19 protein-coding genes are annotated in these 20,913 nt (G+C 72.0%); 9 read left to right on the forward strand and 10 right to left on the reverse strand.

All coding sequences use genetic code 11. From position 1 onward, the window contains the following. Positions 1-70 precede the first annotated feature (70 nt). The 7 genes from KXC43_RS32345 (at position 71) to KXC43_RS32375 (ending at position 7,124) form a co-directional block, all read left to right on the forward strand. Complete coding sequence (locus KXC43_RS32345; protein WP_221379997.1) at positions 71-910, forward strand: nitrilase-related carbon-nitrogen hydrolase; 840 nt, start codon at positions 71-73, stop codon at positions 908-910. Beyond that, positions 907-2,310, forward strand: coding sequence for a dihydropyrimidinase (hydA, locus tag KXC43_RS32350; protein WP_221379998.1), 1,404 nt, complete (start codon positions 907-909; stop codon positions 2,308-2,310). The genes KXC43_RS32345 and hydA overlap by 4 nt, the downstream gene beginning before the upstream one ends. Positions 2,311-2,325: 15 nt before the next feature. After that, positions 2,326-3,321: a TIGR03842 family LLM class F420-dependent oxidoreductase gene (locus KXC43_RS32355; RefSeq protein WP_221379999.1), complete on the forward strand. Its 996-nt coding sequence runs from the start codon at positions 2,326-2,328 to the stop codon at positions 3,319-3,321. After that, positions 3,318-4,160 (forward strand): ABC transporter permease, encoded by an 843-nt coding sequence (locus KXC43_RS32360; protein WP_308129354.1) that lies wholly within the window; start codon positions 3,318-3,320, stop codon positions 4,158-4,160. Before KXC43_RS32355 ends, KXC43_RS32360 begins: the two co-directional genes overlap by 4 nt. Further along, positions 4,157-4,978 carry an ABC transporter ATP-binding protein gene (locus KXC43_RS32365; protein WP_221380000.1) on the forward strand — a complete coding sequence of 274 codons (822 nt, stop codon included), beginning with the start codon at positions 4,157-4,159 and terminating at the stop codon, positions 4,976-4,978. Before KXC43_RS32360 ends, KXC43_RS32365 begins: the two co-directional genes overlap by 4 nt. Continuing rightward, the gene (locus tag KXC43_RS32370) at positions 4,975-5,739 is read left to right on the forward strand and encodes an ABC transporter permease (protein ID WP_221380001.1); all 765 of its coding nucleotides are present in this window, start codon (positions 4,975-4,977) and stop codon (positions 5,737-5,739) included. Before KXC43_RS32365 ends, KXC43_RS32370 begins: the two co-directional genes overlap by 4 nt. Positions 5,740-5,978: 239 nt before the next feature. Continuing rightward, positions 5,979-7,124: an ABC transporter substrate-binding protein gene (locus KXC43_RS32375; RefSeq protein WP_221380002.1), complete on the forward strand. Its 1,146-nt coding sequence runs from the start codon at positions 5,979-5,981 to the stop codon at positions 7,122-7,124. Positions 7,125-7,147: 23 nt separating this feature from the next. Here KXC43_RS32375 and KXC43_RS32380 read toward each other — a convergent pair whose 3' ends face one another. The 4 genes from KXC43_RS32380 to KXC43_RS32395 are packed head-to-tail and all read right to left on the reverse strand — an operon-like array spanning position 7,148 to position 11,624. Next, positions 7,148-7,918 carry a hypothetical protein gene (locus KXC43_RS32380; RefSeq protein ID WP_221380003.1) on the reverse strand — a complete coding sequence of 257 codons (771 nt, stop codon included), beginning with the start codon at positions 7,916-7,918 and terminating at the stop codon, positions 7,148-7,150. Continuing rightward, a complete protein-coding gene (locus KXC43_RS32385; protein WP_221380004.1) occupies positions 7,915-8,778 on the reverse strand; it encodes an SCO6745 family protein in 864 nt (287 codons plus the stop codon). Before KXC43_RS32385 ends, KXC43_RS32380 begins: the two co-directional genes overlap by 4 nt. A gap of 8 nt (positions 8,779-8,786) precedes the next feature. Beyond that, positions 8,787-9,293: a hypothetical protein gene (locus tag KXC43_RS32390; RefSeq protein ID WP_221380005.1), complete on the reverse strand. Its 507-nt coding sequence runs from the start codon at positions 9,291-9,293 to the stop codon at positions 8,787-8,789. A 9-nt stretch (positions 9,294-9,302) separates the two neighbouring features. Next, the gene (locus KXC43_RS32395; RefSeq protein WP_308129355.1) at positions 9,303-11,624 is read right to left on the reverse strand and encodes a putative bifunctional diguanylate cyclase/phosphodiesterase; all 2,322 of its coding nucleotides are present in this window, start codon (positions 11,622-11,624) and stop codon (positions 9,303-9,305) included. An 80-nt stretch (positions 11,625-11,704) separates the two neighbouring features. Between KXC43_RS32395 and KXC43_RS32400 the strand changes: the two genes are divergently transcribed. After that, the gene (locus KXC43_RS32400) at positions 11,705-12,079 is read left to right on the forward strand and encodes an Hpt domain-containing protein (protein ID WP_221380006.1); all 375 of its coding nucleotides are present in this window, start codon (positions 11,705-11,707) and stop codon (positions 12,077-12,079) included. On the opposite strand, the gene KXC43_RS32405 is transcribed toward KXC43_RS32400, so the two are convergent. The 4 genes from KXC43_RS32405 to KXC43_RS32420 all read right to left on the reverse strand — a co-directional run bounded on the left by KXC43_RS32405 (position 12,076) and on the right by KXC43_RS32420 (position 16,710). Continuing rightward, complete coding sequence (locus tag KXC43_RS32405; protein ID WP_308129356.1) at positions 12,076-13,182, reverse strand: response regulator; 1,107 nt, start codon at positions 13,180-13,182, stop codon at positions 12,076-12,078. The two genes, KXC43_RS32400 and KXC43_RS32405, sit on opposite strands and share 4 nt — an antisense overlap. 97 nt (positions 13,183-13,279) lie before the next feature. Then, on the reverse strand, positions 13,280-15,289 hold the full coding sequence (locus KXC43_RS32410) for a sensor histidine kinase (RefSeq protein ID WP_221380007.1): 2,010 nt from the start codon (positions 15,287-15,289) through the stop codon (positions 13,280-13,282). A 112-nt stretch (positions 15,290-15,401) separates the two neighbouring features. After that, positions 15,402-15,824: a response regulator gene (locus KXC43_RS32415; RefSeq protein ID WP_221380008.1), complete on the reverse strand. Its 423-nt coding sequence runs from the start codon at positions 15,822-15,824 to the stop codon at positions 15,402-15,404. A gap of 70 nt (positions 15,825-15,894) precedes the next feature. Next, complete coding sequence (locus KXC43_RS32420) at positions 15,895-16,710, reverse strand: SAM-dependent methyltransferase (protein WP_221380009.1); 816 nt, start codon at positions 16,708-16,710, stop codon at positions 15,895-15,897. 61 nt (positions 16,711-16,771) lie between these two features. Here KXC43_RS32420 and KXC43_RS32425 point away from each other — a divergent pair, with 61 nt between their 5' ends. Further along, positions 16,772-18,679, forward strand: a complete 1,908-nt coding sequence (locus KXC43_RS32425) for a hybrid sensor histidine kinase/response regulator (protein ID WP_221380010.1) — start codon at positions 16,772-16,774, stop codon at positions 18,677-18,679. A 6-nt stretch (positions 18,680-18,685) separates the two neighbouring features. On the opposite strand, the gene KXC43_RS32430 is transcribed toward KXC43_RS32425, so the two are convergent. Both KXC43_RS32430 and KXC43_RS32435 read right to left on the reverse strand, forming a co-directional pair. Next, positions 18,686-19,885, reverse strand: a complete 1,200-nt coding sequence (locus KXC43_RS32430; protein ID WP_221380011.1) for a hypothetical protein — start codon at positions 19,883-19,885, stop codon at positions 18,686-18,688. 93 nt (positions 19,886-19,978) lie between these two features. Further along, entirely contained in the window at positions 19,979-20,776 is a 798-nt protein-coding gene (locus KXC43_RS32435) for a hypothetical protein (RefSeq protein WP_255645221.1), read from the reverse strand. Positions 20,777-20,913 lie beyond the last annotated feature (137 nt).

Here is a 20,913-nt window from a genome sequence, read left to right on the forward strand (position 1 = left end):
ATACTGCGGGGAGTAGACAGGCGATCACAGGCGCTTGAGCAGCTACGAAGATCAATTGAGAGGGGCTGTCATGAGCGACATCGTTCGCGCCGCCCTCGTCCAGACCACGTGGACGGGCGACAAGGAATCAATGATCAAGGCGCACGAGGACTACGCCCGCGACGCCGCCGCCCAGGGGGCGAAGGTGATCTGCTTCCAGGAGCTCTTCTACGGCCCGTACTTCTGTCAGGTCCAGGAGGCCGAATACTACGAGTACGCCGAATCCATCCCCGGTCCGACCACCGAGCGCTTCCAGGCGCTGGCGGCCGAGCTCGGCCTCGTCATGGTGCTGCCGATGTACGAGAAGGAGCAGGAGGGCGTCCTCTACAACACCGCCGCCGTGGTCGACGCCGACGGCTCCTACCTCGGTAAGTACCGCAAGCACCACATTCCCCAGGTGAAGGGCTTCTGGGAGAAGTTCTACTTCCGCCCCGGCAACCTCGGCTATCCCGTCTTCGACACCGCGGTCGGCAAGGTCGGCGTCTACATCTGCTACGACCGGCACTTCCCCGAGGGCTGGCGCGAGCTCGGTCTGGGCGGGGCGCAGATCGTGTTCAACCCGTCGGCCACCAGCCGCGGCCTGTCGAGCTACCTGTGGCAGCTCGAGCAGCCGGCCAGCGCAGTCGCCAACGAGTACTACGTCGGCGCGATCAACCGGGTCGGCACCGAGTCGCTGGGCGACAACGACTTCTACGGCCAGAGCTACTTCGTCGACCCCGAGGGCAAGTTCGTGGGCGAGGTCGGCGACACCCACCAGCCCGAGCTGATCGTCCGCGACCTCGACCTGGGCCTGATCAAGACGGTCCGCGAGCGCTGGCAGTTCTACCGCGACCGCCGCCCGGAGAGTTACACCCGGACGGTGGAGCTGTGAGCATCCTGATCAGAGGCGGCACGGTGGTCGGGCCGTCCGGCGCGTACCCGGCCGACGTGCTGGTGGACGGCGAGACCGTCGCGGCGATCTTCGCACCGGGGCATGGCCCGGCCGACGGTCCCGAGGTCATCGACGCCACCGGCAAGTACGTGATTCCGGGCGGGGTCGACGCGCACACCCACATGCAGCTGCCCTTCGGCGGCACGGCGGCCAGCGACACGTTCGACACCGGCACGCGGGCGGCGGCGATCGGCGGGACGACCACGATCATCGACTTCGCGGTCCAGCGGTACGGCGAGGTGGTGCAGGACGGACTGGCCGCGTGGCACGCCAAGGCCGACGGCAACTGCCACATCGACTACGGCTTCCACATGATCCTGGGCGGCGTGGACGACGACGCGCTCAAGGCCATGGACCAGCTGGTCTCCACGGAAGGCATCACGAGCTTCAAGCTGTTCATGGCGTACCCGGGCGTCTTCTACTCCGACGACGGTCAGATCCTGCGGGCCATGCAGAAGGCGCGCGACAACGGCGCCATGATCATGATGCATGCCGAGAACGGTCCGGCCATCGACGTACTGGTGAAGCAGGCCCTCGAACGCGGTGAGACCGACCCGATCCATCACGGCCTGACCCGCCCGCAGGAACTCGAGGCCGAGGCCACCAGCCGGGCCATCTGGCTGGCCAGTGTGGCCGCCGACTGCCCGCTCTACATCGTGCACCTGAGCGCCTCGAAGGCCCTGGAGCAGGTGAAGGCCGCCCGCGACCTGGGCCGCAACGTGTTCGCCGAGACCTGCCCGCAATACCTCTACCTGACGCTGGAGGACCAGCTCGGCGCGCCCGGCTTCGAGGGCGCCAAGTGGGTCTGCTCGACGCCGCTGCGCAGCAAGCACGAGAGCCACCGGGCCGACCTGTGGCAGGGCCTGCGCACCAACGACCTGTCGGTGGTGTCGACCGACCACTGCCCGTTCTGCATGAAGGACCAGAAGGAGCTGGGCCGGGGCGACTTCTCGAAGATCCCGAACGGCATCGGCAGCGTCGAGCACCGCGTCGACCTGCTCTATCAAGGTGTCGTCGACGGCAAGCTGTCGCTGGCCCGCTGGGTCGAGACGATCGCTACGACGCCGGCCCGCATGTTCGGCATGTATCCGCGCAAGGGCATCATCGCGCCCGGCTCGGACGCCGACATCGTGCTCTACGACCCGAACGCGCGCACCCGGATCAGCGTCGAAACCCACCACATGAACATGGACCACTCCGCCTGGGAGGGCTGGGAGATCGACGGCAAGGTCGACACCGTGCTGTCCCGCGGCGAGGTCATCAGCCGCGGCGGCGAATACACGGGCCGCGCCGGCCGAGGCAAGTACGTGCCCCGCGCGCTCAGCGACTATCTCCTCTAGGAACGGGGGCCGGTCATGGACATTGGAGTAGTGCTCCAGAACAACCCGCCGGCGATGGCGGTGGTCGATCTGGCCCAGCAGGCCGAGGCGGCCGGGTTCAGCCACGTCTGGACCTTCGACTCGCACGTGCTCTGGCAGGAGCCGTTCGTCATCTACTCGAAGATCCTCGACGAGACCGAGCGGGTGATCGTCGGCCCGATGGTCACCAACCCGGGCACCCGCGACTGGACCGTGCTGGCCTCGATGTTCGCGACCCTCAACGAGATGTACGGCAACCGCACCATCTGCGGCATCGGCCGGGGCGACTCGGCGCTGCGGGTGCTGGGCGCGCAGCCGCAGTCGCTGGCTCAGCTGCGGGAGTCGATCGGCGTCATCCGCGGGCTGGCCAACGGCGAGAAGGTCGCGCTGCGGGGCACGGAACAGCAGCTCGCGTGGGCGTCCGGCAGCCGCCTGGAGGTCTGGGTGGCCGCGTACGGGCCGAAAGCCCTGGCCCTGACCGGTGAGGTCGGCGACGGCTACATCCTGCAGCTGGCCGACCCGGACATCGCGGCCTGGATGATCGGCGCCGTGCGACGAGCGGCCGAGCAGGCCGGTCGCGACCCGATGGCCATCAAGTTCTGCGTGGCCGCGCCCGCCTACGTCGGCGACGACCTGGCCCATCAGCGGGAACAGACGCGCTGGTTCGGCGGCATGGTCGGCAACCACGTGGCCGACATCGTCGCCCGGTACGGCGGCGACGGCACGGTTCCGCAGGTGCTGACCGACTACATCAAGGGCCGGCAGGGCTACGACTACGCCGAGCACGGCCGGGCCGGCAACACGCACACCAGCTTCGTGCCCGACGAGGTGGTCGACCGCTTCTGCATCCTCGGTCCGGTCGAGAACCACCTCAAGCGCCTCGAGGAGCTGCGAGCGCTGGGGGTCGACCAGTTCGCGGTCTACCTGCAGCACGACGCCAAGGAGGAAACCCTCCGGGCGTACGGGGATCACATCATTCCGGCGCTGTCGTGAAGCGAGCTCTGTACGTCCTCCTGGGGCTCGCGGTCGCCGCGGCGCTCTGGGAGGGCTACAAGGTCGTCGGCAACCCCGAGGGCACGGTGCTGTTCGGGGTCCGCATCCTGCCGCGAGCCGACGACCTGTCGATGCCCCACCTGTGGACGGTGCTGGAGCGACTCGGCCGCCCCGAGCTCACGGGCGGCCGGCCGGTCTGGATCGTGGTGGCCCAGGCGTGCCTGTTCACGCTCGGCATCACGGCCGCCGGCTTCGTCATCGGCGCGCTGGTGGGGCTGCTGCTGGCGGTGGCCATGGAACGGTTCCGCGTCGTCGAGCGCGGGCTCCTGCCGTACGTGATCCTTTCGCAGACTGTCCCCCTGGTCGCGCTGGCGCCGCTGGTGGCCGGGTGGGGCGGCACGATCATGCCGCCCTGGGCGGTGGTCTCGGTGATCGCCGCCTACCTCGCGTTCTTCCCGGTCGCGGTGGGCATGCTGCGCGGTCTGCAGTCGCCGTCGGCGAGCGGGGTCGAGCTGATGCGCAGCTACGCCGCCGGCTGGTGGCGCACGCTGGTCAAGCTGCGGTTCCCGTCCGCCCTGCCCTATCTGTTCCCGGCCCTGCGGCTGGCCGGCGCGGCCGCCGTGGTCGGCGCTGTGGTCGGCGAGATCTCCACCGGCACGCGCGGCGGCGTCGGCCGCCTGATCATCGAATACTCGCGCGAGGCCACGTCGGACCCCGCGAAGGTCTACACCGCGATGCTCGGGGCCGCCCTGCTCGGCCTGGTCGTCGCCGGTCTCGTCAGCCTGCTGGAGCTGCCGCTGATGCGGCACCGCCGCCACGTGGAGGTGGCTACCCTATGACTGCCGTCGTCGTCTCGTCCGTGACGAAGATCTTCAACCAGGGGCGTACGGATGAAGTGGCCGCTCTGTCCGATGTCGACCTCGAGGTGCGGGACGGCGAGTTCGTCTCGCTGATCGGCCCGTCCGGCTGCGGCAAGAGCACCCTGCTGCGGCTGATCGCCGACCTCATCGAGCCGTCCACCGGCACGGTGACCGTGGCCGGCCAGGGCGCCGCGAAGGCCCGCAAGGAGCAGGCGTACGGCATCGCGTTCCAGCAGGCCGGCCTCTTCGAGTGGCGGACCGTGCTGCGCAACGTCGAGCTGCCGCTGGAGCTGCGGGGACTGTCCAAGCGCGAGCGCAAGGCACGGGCCGAACAGATGCTGGCGCTGGTCGGGCTCGAGGACTTCGCCGGGCACTACCCCGCCCAGCTCTCCGGCGGCATGCAGCAGCGGGTGGCGATCGCCCGCGCCCTGGCCGTGCAGCCGCCGCTGCTGCTGATGGACGAGCCGTTCGGGGCGCTCGACGAGATGACCCGCGAACGGTTGCAGTCCGAACTGCTCGGCATCTGCGCCAAGACGAACACCAGCACCGTCTTCGTCACCCACTCCATCTCGGAGGCGGTGTTCCTGTCGGACCGGGTGGTCGTGATGTCGGCCCGGCCCGGGCGCATCACCGCCTCCATCGAGATCGACCTGCCGAGCCGCGACGACGCCGGCCGGCAGTCACCGGCCTACTTCGACAAGATCACCGAGGTCCGGCAGGCCCTGCGGGGCACACCAGCCTCCGCTCCTTCGCCCCGCAGCTCCGAAAGCGCCGCCGCCGGAACGGACGCGCGATGAAGTGGGCCCGCGCGGTGCTGCCACCCGTGATCGTCGGCGTTCTGGCCATCGTCGCGTGGGAGCTCACCGTCTCGCTCGGCCGGATAGCGCCGTTCATCCTGCCGGCGCCCTCGGCCATCTGGAACGAGCTGGTCGAGCAGCGGCAGAACGTGTGGGAGGCAGCGCTGGCCAGCGGCGAGAACGCGCTGATCGGCCTGGTCGCCGGAGCCGCCCTGGGCGTGCTGGTGGCGATGGCGGCCAGTCGCTTCAAGCCGCTGACCGAGGTGTCGATCCCGTTCGCGGCCGTTCTCAACGCGCTGCCGATCATCGCGCTCGCGCCGATCCTCAACAACATGTTCGAGTCGACCAGCAGCATCCCGCGGCGGTTGGTCACCGCGATCATCGTGTTCTTCCCGGTCTTCGTGAACACGTTGCGGGGCCTGCGCGAGGTCAACCCCATCCATCAAGAGCTGATGCACACCTACGCCGCCGACGGGTGGACCTTCGCCCGCAAAGTGCGGCTGCCCGGCGCCCTCCCCTACGTCTTCACCGGCCTGCGGCAGGCGTCGTCGCTGGCCGTGATCGCCGCGGTCGTCGCCGAGTATTTCGGAGGTTTGCAGACCGGCCTCGGCTCCCGCATCACGTCGGCCGCCGCGTTCACCGCCTACCCCCGGGCCTGGGCCTTCGTGGTCGGCGCCTGCCTGCTCGGACTCGTCTTCTATCTCACCACGCTGCTGCTGGAGCGCCTGGCCATGCCGTGGCGCACCCGCCTCATCGCCTGACCATCCCAAGGAATCCCACCGCACAGCCCGCCACCGCACAGCCCGCCACCGCACAGCCCGCCACCGCACAGCCCGCCACCGCACAGCCCTCGACCGCAAAGCCCGCCCTCCCAGGGGGCCCCCATCCAACACAGCCATCCTCCCAAAAACAGCGAACTCTCGCGGGAGGCCTGTGGACAACAGCCGGGCCGGCCTGTGGACAACAGCCCGTTAGGTGAAGACACCCCTCGGAGGTATCCATGCGACGAATCCGGATATTCACTGCCGTCGCCGCCGCGTCCGCGATGATCGTGGCGGGCTGCGGAACGGCCGACCAAGACTCGACAACCCCGGCCCCGGGCGCCAGCGGCGGCGCGCTGACCCCGGTCAAGCTGCAGCTCCAGTGGTTCTTCCAGGCCCAGTTCGCCGGCTACATCGCCGCCGTCGACCAGGGCTTCTACTCCGAGCAGGGCCTGGACGTGCAGCTGCTCGAGGGCGGCGTCGACATCGTGCCGCAGACCGTGCTCGCCCAGGGCAAGGCCGACTACGCGGTCGCCTGGGTGCCCAAGGCGCTCGCCTCCCGCGAACAGGGCGCCGGCATCACCGACGTCGGCCAGATCTTCGGCCGCTCCGGCACCTACCAGGTGGCCTGGAAGGACAGCGGCATCACCAAGGCGGCCGACCTCAAGGGCAAGAAGGTCGGGAACTGGGGCTTCGGCAACGAGTACGAGCTGTTCGCCGGCATGACCAAGGCCGGGCTCGACCCGGGCAAGGACGTCACCCTCGTGCAGCAGCAGTTCGACATGCAGGCGCTGCTGAAGAAGGAGATCGACGCCGCCCAGGCGATGAGCTACAACGAGTACGCCCAGCTGCTCGAGGCCAAGAACCCGGCCACCGGCAAGCTCTACACGCCCGACGATTTCTCGATCATCGACTGGAAGGCCGAGGGATCCTCGATGCTCCAGGACGCGGTGTGGGCCAACACCGAGAAACTCAACGACCCGGCGTACCAGCAGCAGACCGTCAAGTTCCTGACCGGCACGATCAAGGGCTGGGCGTTCTGCCGCGACAACGCCGAGAAGTGCCGCGACCTGGTGGTGGCCAAGGGCTCGAAGCTCGGCAAGAGCCACCAGCTGTGGCAGACCAACGAGACCAACAAGCTGATCTGGCCGGCCCCCGGCGGCATCGGCGTGATCGACGAGGCGGCCTGGAAGCAGACCGTCGACATCTCGATGACCACGAAGAACCAGACCGGCGACACCGTGCTCACGAAGGCGCCGGAGGGCCTGGCCTTCACCAACGACTACATCAACCAGGCCATCACCGCCGCCAAGAGCGCCGGGGTCGACGTCAACGGCACGTCGTTCCAGCCCACCACCGTCACCCTCACCGAGGGCGGCGCCTGACCGCCGCCGCGCGGGTGGTCCCGTCAGATCGGGACCATCCGCGCGGCCAGCGCCACCGCGGTGAGGTCGCCGTCGCGCAGCTTGCTCGCCGCCGCTACCGCGCCCAGGCTTTCCAGCCGCTGTGCCGTCGCCTCGACCAGCTCGTCCTCGCCGCTCAGCAACCGGCGGGCGATCCGCGCCTGCCAGGGACTCAGATCGGCGTACGCGCACTGGTCGAGCGCGGTGATCGTCGCCGCGTCGAGGGTGCCCGCGAGGGCCCGCTCGGTGACGACGCCGAGCAGCCAGTCGGGCCACCAGCCGTACTTGCCGACAACCAGGCCCGATTGCACGGCCGCGGCCGGGGTCTGGCCCGCTCCGATCAGGCGCATCGCCAGGTCCATGTCGAACCGCTCGAGCCGCATGCCCTCGACGAAGACCCGGAGCAGCGGCATCGTCCCGACGAACGGCTCCGCGGCGGCGGCGCCCTCGGCGAAGCGGCCACGAAGGACATCCAGCAGCGCGTACGCCTCGACCAGGTTCTCCTCGCCGGCCGCGCGCTCGCTCAGTCGCTTCACCGTCGCCTCCAGACGGTCGACCGCGTGCGCGGCCCGCTCGCTGAGCTCGTCGCTGGCCGGCCGGTTCAGGTGGCGCACCATCACGTCGGCGGCGATCTCGGCCTCGCGCCGCAGCAGCCGTGACGTGATCTTGGGCATGATCTCGTCGCTGAGGCCCTCGGTGACCGACGCGCCGTCGAACCGCTCGGTCGCGGTGAGGAACTCGGTCCACCAGGACGCCGGGTGCCTGCTCGAGTTCATGATCGGCTCTCCCCCTCCGGGAGTCGCGGGTTCAACATTCCGGTCTTGACCAGGGTGCGGCTCAGCGGCCGGGTCAGCTCGGCCAGACGGACGCAGGCCTCGGCGCCGATCGCGTCGTAGGCCGGCGCGGCCAGGCGGTCCGTGGTCGCCTCCAACTCGGCCCGCAGCGTCCGTCCGGCGTCGGTGAGACCGCCCTCGGCGTCCAGCAGGCCGCGCGCCCGCAGCTCCTCGGCGGCCCCGGTCCAGGCCTCGCGCCGCCAGCCCCGGCTGACCCGCAGGAACCGCTCGTCGGCCTCGCCCGACGCGACGTGCAGCAGCAACGCCTCGATCCCGCCGACGCCGGCGGCGACCAGCGCCGCCACGTGCCCGTCGCCGCGGAACTCCCGCAACAACGTCTGCGCGTGCCAGAGCACCAGGTGCGGTTCGCCGGGCCAGGGCAGCTCGGCCTGCGCGGCGAACAGCGGGCGACCCTGCGGCCACGCGGTCGCGGCCTCGGCCGCCGCCCGGGCCAGAGCAGCCGCCTCGGCCACCTCGGGTGAGGCGAGCGTGGTGGCGCCCAGGCCGCGGGTCAGCGCGGCATCCACCGCGGACAGCCGGGCCTCGACCATCGCGGCCGGGGTGGTGCTCGCCCACACCGCGGGCAGGGCGCGGACGACCAGGGCGGGGTTGAAGTTGTAGAAGGTGGCGGTCACGAGGCCCGGACCGCACTCGCCGAAGGCGGCGGCGCGGGACGCGAAGTAGCCGTCCTGCGGGCCGACACCCAGCTCGGCGTAGCGCGCGGGAGCCTCCGGCGCGAAATAGATCATGGCGTGGATCGGCTCGGTCACGCGCCACGCCCGCCGCTGCGGCGACTCACTCATTCCGGTCCTCATTTCCCGTTCCACGGCAGTTCCTCGACTACGGCGTTCTCGATCGGCGCGGCCGAGTGGTTCGGCGGGGGCCGGTCCGTGACGGTGTGCCACGTGCCGGCCGTGCGGGCCGCGGGCCGGGTCACCATGTGCACCGGCAACGGCGGCGGGGTGAACGGACCCGCGCCCCAGCGCACCCAGATCGCGACCCGCCCGGCCGCGGCCTCGGCCAGCAGCTTGTCGACCGTGCGGGGCCGGTCGAGCCGGTCGATCTCGATCGCGAGCGGCGGCCCGTCGGGGCGGGCGCAGGCCACGTCGAGCACCGAGTGGCCCCGCAACGGCGGGGGCAACGGGAAGACGCTGGGCGCCCGGCGGTAGACCCGCCAGCCCTGGCCCTCCCCCCACTCGGCGATCGTGTCGATGATGCGCGCGGTCGCCTGGTCGTTGCCCAGCTCGGCGAAGTGCAGCGCCGCCAGCCGGTCGGCCAGGGACCGAGCCGTCCGCGTGCCGTCGTCCGCTGTGTCCATCGCCAAACCCTAAGCCCCGGCGCCGATGCGTTCGGAGCGCCGCGACAGCATCTCCGTCATCCGTTCCGCCGGCATCGGCCGGGCCATGTGGTAGCCCTGGCCGAGGGTGTACCCGAGCAGGCGCAGCCGGTCGGCCTGCTCCTGGCTCTCGATCCCCTCGGCCACGGTGTCCAGGCCCAGCGCGCCGGCCAGCTGCGCCACCGCGTGGGCCACGGCCTGGCGGGCCCCGGCCGCGGGCGAACCGGGCTCGTCGAGCTCGATACCGTCCACGAACGACTTGTCGAGCTTGATGATCGAAGCCGGGAACGAGCGCAGCAGGCTCAGCGACGACTCGCCCGTGCCGAAGTCGTCGAGGGCCAGGCGTACGCCCATCGCGTGCAGCTCGTGCAGGGCGCGCGAGACCTGCTGGCCGCGCAGCACCGCCGACTCGGTCAGCTCGAGGACGAGCCGGTCGGCGGGCAGGCCCGTCTCGGCCAGCACGATCCGCACGTCCTCGACGAAGTCCGGGTCGTGGAGCTGGCGCACCGACACGTTGGGCGCGACCTTCTGCAGGGCGTCCGGGCCGAACTCGTCGAGCCACGCCGCGGCCTGCCGGCACGCCTCGCGCAGCACGAACCGGCCCAGCGGCACGATCAGCCCGGTGGCCTCGGCGGCCGGGATGAACTCGGACGGCGGCAGCAGGCCACGGGTCGGGTGGTCCCAGCGGACCAGCGCCTCGACGCCGATCACGGTGCCCTCGCCGAGCGCGACGATCGGCTGGTAGTGCACCCGGAACTCGCCGGCGTCGAGCGCCCGGCGCAGGTCGCCGCCGATGCGCGCGTGCGCCATGACGGGCTCCTCCATGCCGTCGTGGAAGCGCACCCGGTTGCCCTTGCCGCGCTGCTTGGCGGCGTACATGGCCAGGTCGGCCTGTCGCAGCAGCTCGTCGAGGTCGACGCCCGGCGCTGCGGTGGCGATGCCGATGCTGGCGTGGGTGAGCAGGCGGTGGCCGCCGATCGGCGCGCAGAGGGCGTCGAACAGCCGGTCGGCGATGGTCTCGCCGAGCGGGTTGGGGCGGGTGAGCAGCACGGCGAACTCGTCGCCGCCGAGCCGGGCGGCCAGCCCGTGCGGGCCGACCACCTCCTTGAGCGTCGCCGCCACAGCCACCAGCAGCTCGTCGCCGACGTCATGGCCGAGCGAGTCGTTGACCGCCTTGAAGTCGTCGAGGTCGACCAGCAGCACGGTCGCCTCGCCGGCCGCCATGGCCGCGACCACCCGCTCCCGGAACAGGCTGCGGTTGGCCAGGCCGGTGAGACCGTCGTGGCTGCTGTCGTGCCGCAGTCGCTCCTCGGTCGCACGTTTCTCGTCGAGCAGGCGGCGGTTCTCCCGGGTCGCGGTCAGCTGGCGCACGGCGATCAGGGCGGTGAGCACGACGACGGCGACCACGACCACCCGGTCCTGCCAGGTGAGGCCGCCGCGCAACACCGCGAGCAGCGACGCGTCGATCGCGATCATGGAGAGGTAGGGCAGCCACACGTTGATCCGCCGTGACCTCGTCCCGGCCGCGCGCCCCTGCTGGAGGGCGGCCCCCGCGACGAGCAGGAAGGCGGCGGGCATGACGACCGCCTGGGCGAGCAGCGCGCCGGAGTCGCCGTAGAGCGCCAGCAGCGCGATGCCGCCCGAGACCAGCCCCGCCGACGCGATCAGCCGCAGCGCCCGCCGGTCGACCGGGCCGCCGACGATGTACGAGACCTTGACGACCGCGCCGAGGCCGACGAGACAGGCCAGACCGGTGATCACCAACGACTGCGTGGTCCACCGGTCGGCCTCGGTGGCCATCGGAACGAGTCCGAAGATCCAGATCACGCTGCCGCCGCCGACGAAGGCGATCGCCCGGTCGACGAGCTGCTTGCGACGGGCCGCGGCACCGGAGACACCCAACGGCACCCGGACGACGGCCCACATCGAGGCCAGCAGGCCGGCTCCGGCCAACGCGGCCGTGCTGTACGGCATGCCCGGCAGTACGGGTGAGACTTGGAAAGCGATGATGGCGAACCAGGCGTAGCCGACCGTGAGCCCGACGCATCCGGCCAGCATCAGTCGCCAGAACCGGCGGCCCGCGGGCTCGAGCCGGGCCCCGCGCAGCACGGCGACGATCGCGCCGACGGCGGCCACCCCGCCGAGCGGGCTGAAGAGGTACGCGATGGCGTCCGGACCGAGCCGGGTCAGGAACCAGAACACGCCCGCGAGGGTGACCAGAACGGCAGCGAGGACGAACCGCAGGGGCGCGCGCTGGTCGATGGTCACCTCGACGGAATCGGCAGCGCCGGGCGGCATCGTAGGAATCCGCACTGCGACCTCCTTCACGGCTTCGTGGGCTTCACGGGCTGAAAGTCGCCCGGCGCCGGGCGCGGGGCAGCAGGATGGAAAGCATGGAGCGCAGCCGGGAGGACGAGATCCGCGACCGTCTGGCCGACATCGCCGGGCCCGACCCCGGTCCGGCCGAGCAGGCGCTGCTCGGCCGGCTGATCCGGTCGTACCTGGCGAAGACCCCGGGCACCGTCGACCGCCTCGGTGAGCTGTTGCGCGGCGGCGACACCGCCACGCTGCGCGAGCACGCGCACGCGATGAAGGGATCGGCCTCGAACATCGGGGCGAACAGCCTGGCCACCGTCTTGGCCGAGGTCGAGCAGGCCGCCTGTCAGGGCATCGTGGGAGACCCCGAGCTGACGCTGGGCCGGATCGCCTGCGAGCAGGCGCTGGTCCTGCCGATCCTCGAGAAGCTGGTCGACGCGGACGGACCCTAGAATCGGCGCGCGCCGGGCACGGCGAGCACGGGCTCGACGATCTCGATCATCCGGGCGAAGTTGTTGAGCCGGTCGAGCAGCAGCTCGGTGACGACCATGCCCCGGCCGATCAGCACCAGGCCGTTGGTGGCCACGATGTCCTCGGCCACCCGCATGCCCACCTCCAGGTCGACCACGCGCAGTCCGCGGACCTTGTCCTTGACCTGGACGCACCCCTTGACCTTGCGCAGCGCGGCCAGCACCGGCAGGGCGCTGTGGTCGCGGCACTCGAGCACGGTGATCGCGCTCTCCACCTCCAGGCCGCGGCTCTCCAGCGTCTCGAACTCGATGGCCGTGCGCACCACGTCGACCGCGGTCTCGACCAGCAGGCTCGGGTGCGGCGGCGGGTTCAGGCCCAGCCCGCGGACGATCTCGATGACGTCGGTGAGGTTGGGGATGTTGCGGAGCAGCTGGACGGCGACGGCGGGCATCGCGTCGACCATGCCCTGCTCGTCCTCCGTGCAGGGCATGCCCTTGTCGAGCTTGGCCAGCACGCTCGGCGGCAGGGTGACCGCGCCGAGCTGGGAGGCCATGGCGGCCACCTCGATCTCCCACAGCGCGTCGAGCTGCATGTCGTGGCAGAGCTCGGAGACCAGCGTGCGGATGCGGCCGGCCCGGGCGAACGCGAGAGGGCTGGCCAGTTGCAGCACCCCGAACAGGGCCTGGAGGCTGGCCTTGAGCGTCTTGTCGAGCAGCTGGCGGTCGGCGGTCGACCGGCCGTGCAGCTCCACCGCGGCGTGCACGGTGCTGCGCAGCTCGTCGGTGCCGACCGGCTTGGCCAGGTAACGGTAGACACCACCGTCGTTGATGGCGGCGATGGCCGAGCTCAGGTCACTCTGCGCCGTGTGCAGCACGCGGGTGGTGTCCGGGTACTCGACCTGGACGCGGCGCAGCAGCTCGACGCCGTCCATCTCCGGCATGCGCAGGTCGCTGATCACGGCCGCCACCGGGCCCGACGACGCGAGCAGGCGCAGCGCCTCGGCCCCGCTCGTGGCCACCAGCACCTTGTGGTCGCGGCGCAGCTGCAGCGAGAGGGTCTCGAGGATGGCACTCTCATCGTCCACGAGCAGCACGGTCGGCTGTCCGGTCATTCTTGTCCCCCGCGAATGGCGTCGATGTGTCGTCCCTGTGCCTGTCTGATCGGACGCTCGGCGAAGGCGACTAAGCGTTTTCCCCAGGGGCAACGATCGGCAACCGGATGCACACCGTCGTGCCGTACGGCGGGTGACCGCTGAGGCGGATGGTGCCCCCGTGCAGCTCGACGATCGCCCGGGCCAGGCTCAGCCCCAGTCCCTTGCCGGCGATGCCCTGGTGCCGCACGTTGCTGGCGCGGAAGAACCGGTCGAAGACGCGGGCCCGTTCCTCGGCCGGGGTGCCGATGCCGTGGTCGGTCACGGTCAGCTCGGCTGTGCCCGCCCGTTCGACCAGCACGACCTCGACGTCGCCGCCGCGCGGGCTGTACTTGATCGCGTTGGCCAGCAGGTCGTCCACCACCTGCCGCAGCCGGCGAGCGTCACCGGCCAGCGGCAGCGGCGTCTCACGCTCGTGCACGAGGCGCACCCCGTTGGCCGCCGCAGCCACGCGGGCCGCGGCCAGGGCTTCGGTGACGACGGCCGCGAGGTCGACCGGCTCCTTGTGCAGCGCCACGTGGCCGGAGTCGAGGCCGGCCAGGTCGAGCAGGGTGTCGACCACGGCCCGCAGGCTGGACGCGTTGCGGTGCACGGCGTCGACCATCGCCCGGCTCTCCTCGTCGAGCGCGGAACGTTCGTCGCCGAGCATCGCCGCGCTGGCCACGATCGAGGTGAGCGGGGTGCGCATCTCATGGCTGACCAGCGCGATGAAGTCCTCCTGGGCCCGGGCGAGCTGCCGGGCCAGCGCCTCGGCCCGGCGCAACGTGACGTAGACGCCGATCCGCGCGGCCACGCCGTCGAGCAGGAGCGCCAGCAGATCCTCGTGCGGCTCGGGCGCACTGCCGTAGCAGGTGAGCACGCCCAGCACGGAGTCCGCGTCGCGCACCGGCACGGCCAGGACCGTCCGGATGCCGGCCCGCAGGCAGGCCGCGGCCCGCCGGCGCTCGGCCTCGCTGCGCAGCGAGGCCGAGTCGGCGATGTCGGGCACCCAGAGCGGCCGGCCGGAGGCCCACACCCGCCCCGTGACGCCGGAGCCCTTGACCGGCGTGAACGTGAGCACCTCGTCCAGCTCGGTGCCGGGCGCCCACCACCGGCCGCCGAGGGCGAGCTCGCCGGTGTCCTTGTCGGCCAGCCACAGCTCGGCCGCGGGCCAGCCCAGGGTGGCGCCGAGCGCGGCCAGCACCCCGGGCGCGGCTCCGGTCGCACAGTCCGCGCTGCGCAGCGCCTCCTCGACGGCACGGTGACACTCACGGAACCGCTCGGCCCGGCGCAACGCGGTGACCTCGCGGGCCACCGCCACCGCGCCCAGCCGGCGCCCCTCGGCGTCGAGGATGGGCTGCGCGGTGGCGGCGATGATCCGCTCGCGGCGCCCGGCCACCCGGACGATCAGGTCGGTGTCGACCCGCTCGCCGCGCGAGGCCCGCTGGATCGGCGACTCCCGCCACGGCACGGCCCGGCCGGCCTCGTCGAACAAGGCGCCGGTCGCCCGGGCCGGATAGAGCCGGGCCGCGGCGTCGACGGGCAGCCCGATCAGTTCGCGCACCGACCGGTTGACCACGGCGATGTCCCCGTCGGTGTCGCAGGCGATCACGCCCACCGGCAGGTTGTCGACCAGCGCGGCCAGGTAGGAGTCACAGCCGGAGGGGCGGGCGAGCGCGGTCAGCTCGGTCAGGATGCGGGCATGCTCGCCGGTCCAGCGGCGCGGGCCGTGGTCGAGCACGGCGAGCGCGCCCACCGGCCGACCGCCGTCGTCGAGCACCGGCACAGCCAGGAAGGAGGGGGCCTGTTCGCGCTGTACGGACCGGCCGGCGGAGACGGCCCAGCGGGCGACGTCGGAGTCCGGCGGCCCCGGACCGCCGGCCAGCAGCACGCCTTCCCGGTCGACCAGGGTGAGCTGGGCCTCGGGCGCGCCGAGCAGGCGGGCGGCGAGCCGGGCCAAGGCGTCCGGGGCGAGCGGTAGACCCGGAAGGGTGTGCTTGGCCGCGCGAACCGCGCCGAGGCGGTCCGGATCGGCCAGAACGGCCTCGTCGACCACGACCATGGGTTGCCCGTTCCCCCACGCGGCCTGCCCCGCATTGACCTCCCGCGTACCGCGGGCTCGCGCTATTTATACCCTAGGCCCGCTTTCATATACCGGACGGCAATGATCTGTTTCAGGCGGATACGGGCCACATTGCCGGGCAGCCGGAGTCGGCCCCGGAGTGCCCGTGCGCGCCGAGCTCGGTCAGCTCGTTGACGACCTCGCGCAGCCGGTCGTTCGGGCAGGGCTTGAGCAGCACCACGCAGACGCCGGCGGCGACCGGCGCGCTGTCGCCCGGGTGCAGGTGGCCGCTGAGCATGACGATCGGGGTGTCCCGCAGTTCGGCGTGCTCGCGGATCGCCTTGGTCAGCTCCAGCCCGTCCATCCGCGGCATCCCGAGGTCGGTGAGCACCACGTCGGGCCGGTTCGCCACGGCCATCTCGAACGCCCGCTGCCCGTCGGGCGCGTGCGACACCGTGTAGCCGGCCCGCTTGAGCAGCCGGCTCAGGATCAGGGCGATGTCTTCGTCGTCCTCGGCGATCAGTACTGAGGGCATCTTCGCTCCGCTGTTCGGGGCCACCAGGCAAGCATGCGCCCGACAAAGACCAGGATGTGCCGGTTTCGCGTTATGACTTCCCGGCCACCCCGACGAGGAAGGCGCCCTCGGCGGTCGCGCTCACGCACTGCCGGCCCGGCGCCGGGCACCACGACCCGAAGGACTGCACGCCCGGCTCCCGAAGCGCCCAGTCACCGAAGAGCGCGGCGGTCTCGGCCTCGTCCCGCCCGACCATCGGGGCGGTGGTGTTGTTGTAGATGCGCCGCACCTGCTCGACGCGCGGCGAGGAGGTCTTGCGACGGGCGTGGGTCACCGCGAGCAGGCTGCCCGGGGACACGGCCGAGCGGTAGGTTCCGAGCGCCGCCAGCAGGCGCCCGGTGTCGGGAATGAAGTGCGCGACCGAGACCAGCATCAGGCACACCGGCCGGGCGAGATCGAGGGTTTCCCGTACGGCGGGGGCCGCGAGCACCTCGGCCGCGTCCAGCAGGTCGCCGTAGAGGACGTCGGCCCCCGGATCGCCGTCGAACCGCCGCCGCCCGTGCACGAAGGCCACCGGCTCGATGTCGACCCCCACCACCCGGCTCCGCGGGTTCAGCCGGCGCGCGACGTCGAACGTGTCGCCGGCGGCCGGGATGCCGCAGCCCAGGTCGAGGAACTGCTCGACCCCCGACTCGACGGCCAGCCGCACCGCCTCGCGCAGGAACTGCCGGTTGAGCCGCAGGATGGCCGGCAGTTCGGGCATCGCGCCCCGGGCCGCGGCCGCCGCGTGCCGGTCGGCGGCGAAGTTGTGCCGGCCGCCGAGCAGGAAGTTGTGGATGCGGGCCACGCTGGGGCGCTGCGGATCGACCTCGGGCAGCACGGCCGCCTGCTCCCCCAGCACGTTCATGGTCCCGAGCGTAGGCAAAGCCCTCCGCCCGGCCCGCAGAAATCGATAAGGTGGTCCGGTTATGGGCGAAACGTACGGATCGACCAGGTCCGAGGTGCCCGCGCTTATCGGCGCGATGGTGCGCTCGGCGCACGACGCCATCTGGACGGTCGGCCCCGGCTTCACTGTGCAGTCCTGGAACCCGGCCGCCGAGACGCTGCTCGGCTGGGCAGCCGGCGAGATCGTGGGACGCAGCGCCGACCTGCTCGTGCCGCCCGACCGGCGCGACGACCAGCGCGAGATGCTGACCCTGCTCACCGCGGGCGCCCGGATCGAACGCTTCCGCACCCAGCGCCGCCACCGGGACGGCCACTGGGTGCTGGTCACCCTATCGATGTCGCCGCTCTCCGACGGCGAGGAACACCTCGGCTTCACCGTCATCGCCCGCGCCGTCGGGCACCGCGAGCGGCTCGAGTCGAGCCTGCAGGCCCTGCTCGAGGCGGCGCCGGACGCGTTCGTCGGCATCAGCGACGACGGCCGCGTCGTGCTCGCCAACGTGCAGGCCGAGCAGCTCTTCGGCGAGACCCGCAACGGCCTGCTCGACCGCCCGATCGACGACCTGCTCGACGTGCCGTTGACCGATTCGCCCGACCCCGGGGCCGAACCGGCCACGGCGCGCCGGATGGACGGCAGCACCGTGCCGGTCGAGGTGTCGATGAGTCCGCTGCCCACCGAGGAGGGCCGGCTCCGCTGCGCGGTGATCAGGGACATCACCGAACGTGTCCGGGCCCAGGACCGGGTGCGGCAGTTGCAGGCCGAGGCCGAGCGGGCCCGGCTGGACGCGCAGCTGCAGCGCACTCAGCGCCTGGAGGGCCTGGGCCAGCTCGCCGGCGGCGTGGCGCACGACTTCAACAACCTGATCGCCGTGATCGCCAACTACGCGACGTTCATCGAGGAGTCGGCGGCCGACGCCGGGCTGGAGGAGATCTCGGGCGACGCGGCCCAGATCACCAAGGCCGCCCAGCGCGGCGCCGACCTGACCCACCAGCTGCTCGCGTTCGCCCGGCGCGAGGTCGTGCGACCCCGGCCGCTCGACGTCAACGACGTCATCGCCGACATCGAGCAGATGCTGCGCCGCTCGATCGGCGAGCACATCACGCTGTCCGTGCGCCTGGCCGACAGCCTGCCCTCGGTCACCGCCGACCCCGGCCAGCTCGACCAGGTGCTGGTCAACCTGGCCGTCAACGCCCGCGACGCGATGCCCCGCGGCGGTCAGCTGAGCATCGAGAGCCAGGTCGTCGACGTCGACGCCGATTACGCCGCGGGTCGCCCGCACCTGCGCCCCGGCCGCTACGTGCGGCTGCAGGTGAGCGACACCGGCACCGGCATGCCGCCCGAGGTGATCGAGCGGGCGTTCGAGCCGTTCTACACGACCAAGCCGGCCGGGCAGGGCACCGGGCTGGGACTGGCCACCGTGTACGGCATCGTCACCGCGGCCGGCGGCGACCTGCACATCTATTCCGAGCAGGGCATGGGCACCACGTTCACGATCCTGTTGCCCAGCACCGACGCCGCCCCGGCCCCGATCGAGCGCGAGGCCGAGGTCGCGCCGCACGACGCCCGCCGCGGCACCGTGCTGGCCGTCGAGGACGAGCCGGCGCTGCGCGGCGTGCTGACCCGGATCCTGCGCGCCGCCGGCCACGAGGTGCTGATCGCGGCCGACGGGCCGGCCGCGCTCGCACTGGCCGACGCGCACGAGGGCCCGATCGACGTGCTGCTGACCGACGTCGTCATGCCGCACATGCTGGGCCGCGAGCTGGCCGAGCGCTTCGCCGACCGGCACCCCGGCACCAGGGTGCTGTTCATGTCCGGCTACGCCCGGCCGGTGCTCGCCTCGCAGGGCACCCTCGCGCCCGGCGTCACCCTGGTCGAGAAACCGTTCAGCAAGAACCAGCTCCTCGCGGCTCTGCAGAAGGTGATGGAGCCTTGAGGCCGGTCAGTTGAGGCGGCTCTCCGCCGCCGTCACGAAGTTGTCGAGCATGCGGTCCAGGCCGTTCAACGACTCCTCGGGCAGCACCTCGGCCGCGGCCCGCCGGAACGCCTCACCGCCCAGCGCCGCGCGCAGCCGGCTCAGGTCGGCCAGCTCCAGCGGCCCCTCCGGCGTGCCCAGCGCGAGCTCGGTGGCCAGCGCCCGGCAGTGCAGCGCGACGGCCGCGGGCAACCGCCCGGTCAGCGTGCACACCAGGCCCAGCCGGTGCAGGCCCGTGGCCATGCCGGCCCGGTTGCCGTGCTCGGCGTCGAGGGCCAGCGCCTGGCGCAGGTGACGCTCGACCGCGGCCGGGTCGTCCTCGTCGTCCAGCAGGCCCAGCCTCTCCCAGCCCGCGAGCCCGGCCCGCTCGCCCAGCCGCTCGTCCACGGCCTCGTCGCGGACCTCCAGAAGCTCGCGCACCAGCACCTCGTCGACAATCGTGGTGACGGCCTCGGCCAGCGTGCGGCCCGCGGCGGCCTCGTCCTGGCCGGAGTCGAGGCTCGCCGCCCAGCGGGCCGGGTCGCCGATGCCGTTGGCGGCGAGGACGCCCTCCAGCCGCTCGGCCAGCTCGGTGAAGGCGACGCCGTCCCGGCCGAGCAGCGTGTCGAGGTCGTGCAGCGTGCCGGGATGGCCGCCGCAGAACGCCCAGGCCCGGGCCTGTTCGGCGGGCCCGAGCACGGCCAGGGCGGGCAGCGACTTCATGAGCAGCCGGGCGTCGGCCGCCGTGAGCGGGCCCAAGTGCAGCTCGGCCAGGGTGCGGTGGGCGCCGCCGGGTAGCGCGAACGGGTAGCGGCTGGTGATCAGCAGCCGTCGCGGCCCGGGCTCACGGACCCAGGCCGTCAGGAATCCGGCCAGGCCGGGGTCGACCGGTTCGGACCGGCCGCCGGCGCCCGCCCGGGGCACGGTGGCGAAGTTGTCGATGACCAGCATGATCGGTTCCGTGACCGGCCTGCGCTCACCCAGAGCGATCACGACGTCGGCCACGGTCGCCGAACCGGGCACCCGGACCGTACGGCCGCCCGGCCTTTCCCGCTCGAGCAGGGGCAACAGCTCGGCCAGCAGGCGGCTCTTGCCGATGCCGGCCATGCCGTGAATCACGAGGCCGGGACGGCAGGCGTCGCCGAGCAGCCCCCGCAGCTCGGCGTGGCGTCCCACGAACTCGCCCATCGACGACTCCCGTCGGAGCGCGGCCCGGGCGAACCGCGCATCACCGACGGTAAAACTCTGACGGACGTCAGTCCATAACCCGGCGTGCCGGGATCACTTCTTCTCGGCGCGCTCTTCCTTCGCCTCGACCTTGTCCTCGGCGCTGTGGCGCTGCGCGGGCACGGCGTCCTCGGCCTCGTCGGCGCCGTGCCGCGGGCCGGTGGTCTCGCCGTCGACCTCGCCGATCACCTGGGGCTGGTCGACCCACAGGGCGCGCAGCTGGCCCTGCATGAAGGAGGTCAGGCGGGAACGGTACTCGCGGTCGAACTGCTCGAGCGACTCGATCTGCTGCTGGAGCGACTCACGCTTGGTGCCGAGGCTGCCCACCACGTCGTCGTAGCGCTGGCGGGCCTGCAGGTTGAGGTGGTCGGCGTTGGCCTGGGCGTCCTCGCCGATCGTGGCCGCCGTGGCGCGGGCGTCGCTGACGATCTTCTCGGCGTTGCGGCGCGCCTCCTCGGTGCGGGCGTGCGAGTCGCGGGCGATCTGCTCGGCCGCGGCACGGGCGTCGGCGAGGATCTTCTCGGCCTCGCGGCGGACGTTGTGGGCATGCACCTGAGCGTCGCGGGCGACCTGCTCGGCGGCGGCCAGGGCGTCCGTACGGATCTTGTCGGCCTGGTGGTGGGCGCGGGCGACGTGCTCCTCGGCCGTGCGCTGGGCGAGGGTCAGCACCTGCAGGGCCTGGTTGCCGGGCTGGACCGGCGCCGGGCCGGACTGCGCGGCGGCGGGCTGCTGACCGGCCTGGGCCGGCCCCGCCTGCGGCTGGCCCTGCTGCTGCGGGGCGACGAGGGCATGTTCCGAGGTCTGGCTGTCCGGTGACGTCCCATTGAGCAGCACTTTGACACGATCCTTCATGCGGTTGTCGGACACTGATAGACCTCCGTTGTTGCGAGCCCGGGTCGCGCCCACTCGCACGGGGCTGGCGTGATCCGCGGGATGCTACCAAGGTGAACAGGCAGTAGGCGAGAGCCGACCGGGCGATATCGCGGCCG

This window comes from Paractinoplanes polyasparticus (genome assembly GCF_019710575.1).
In the GTDB taxonomy this organism is placed as follows: Bacteria; Actinomycetota; Actinomycetes; order Mycobacteriales; family Micromonosporaceae; genus Actinoplanes; species Actinoplanes polyasparticus.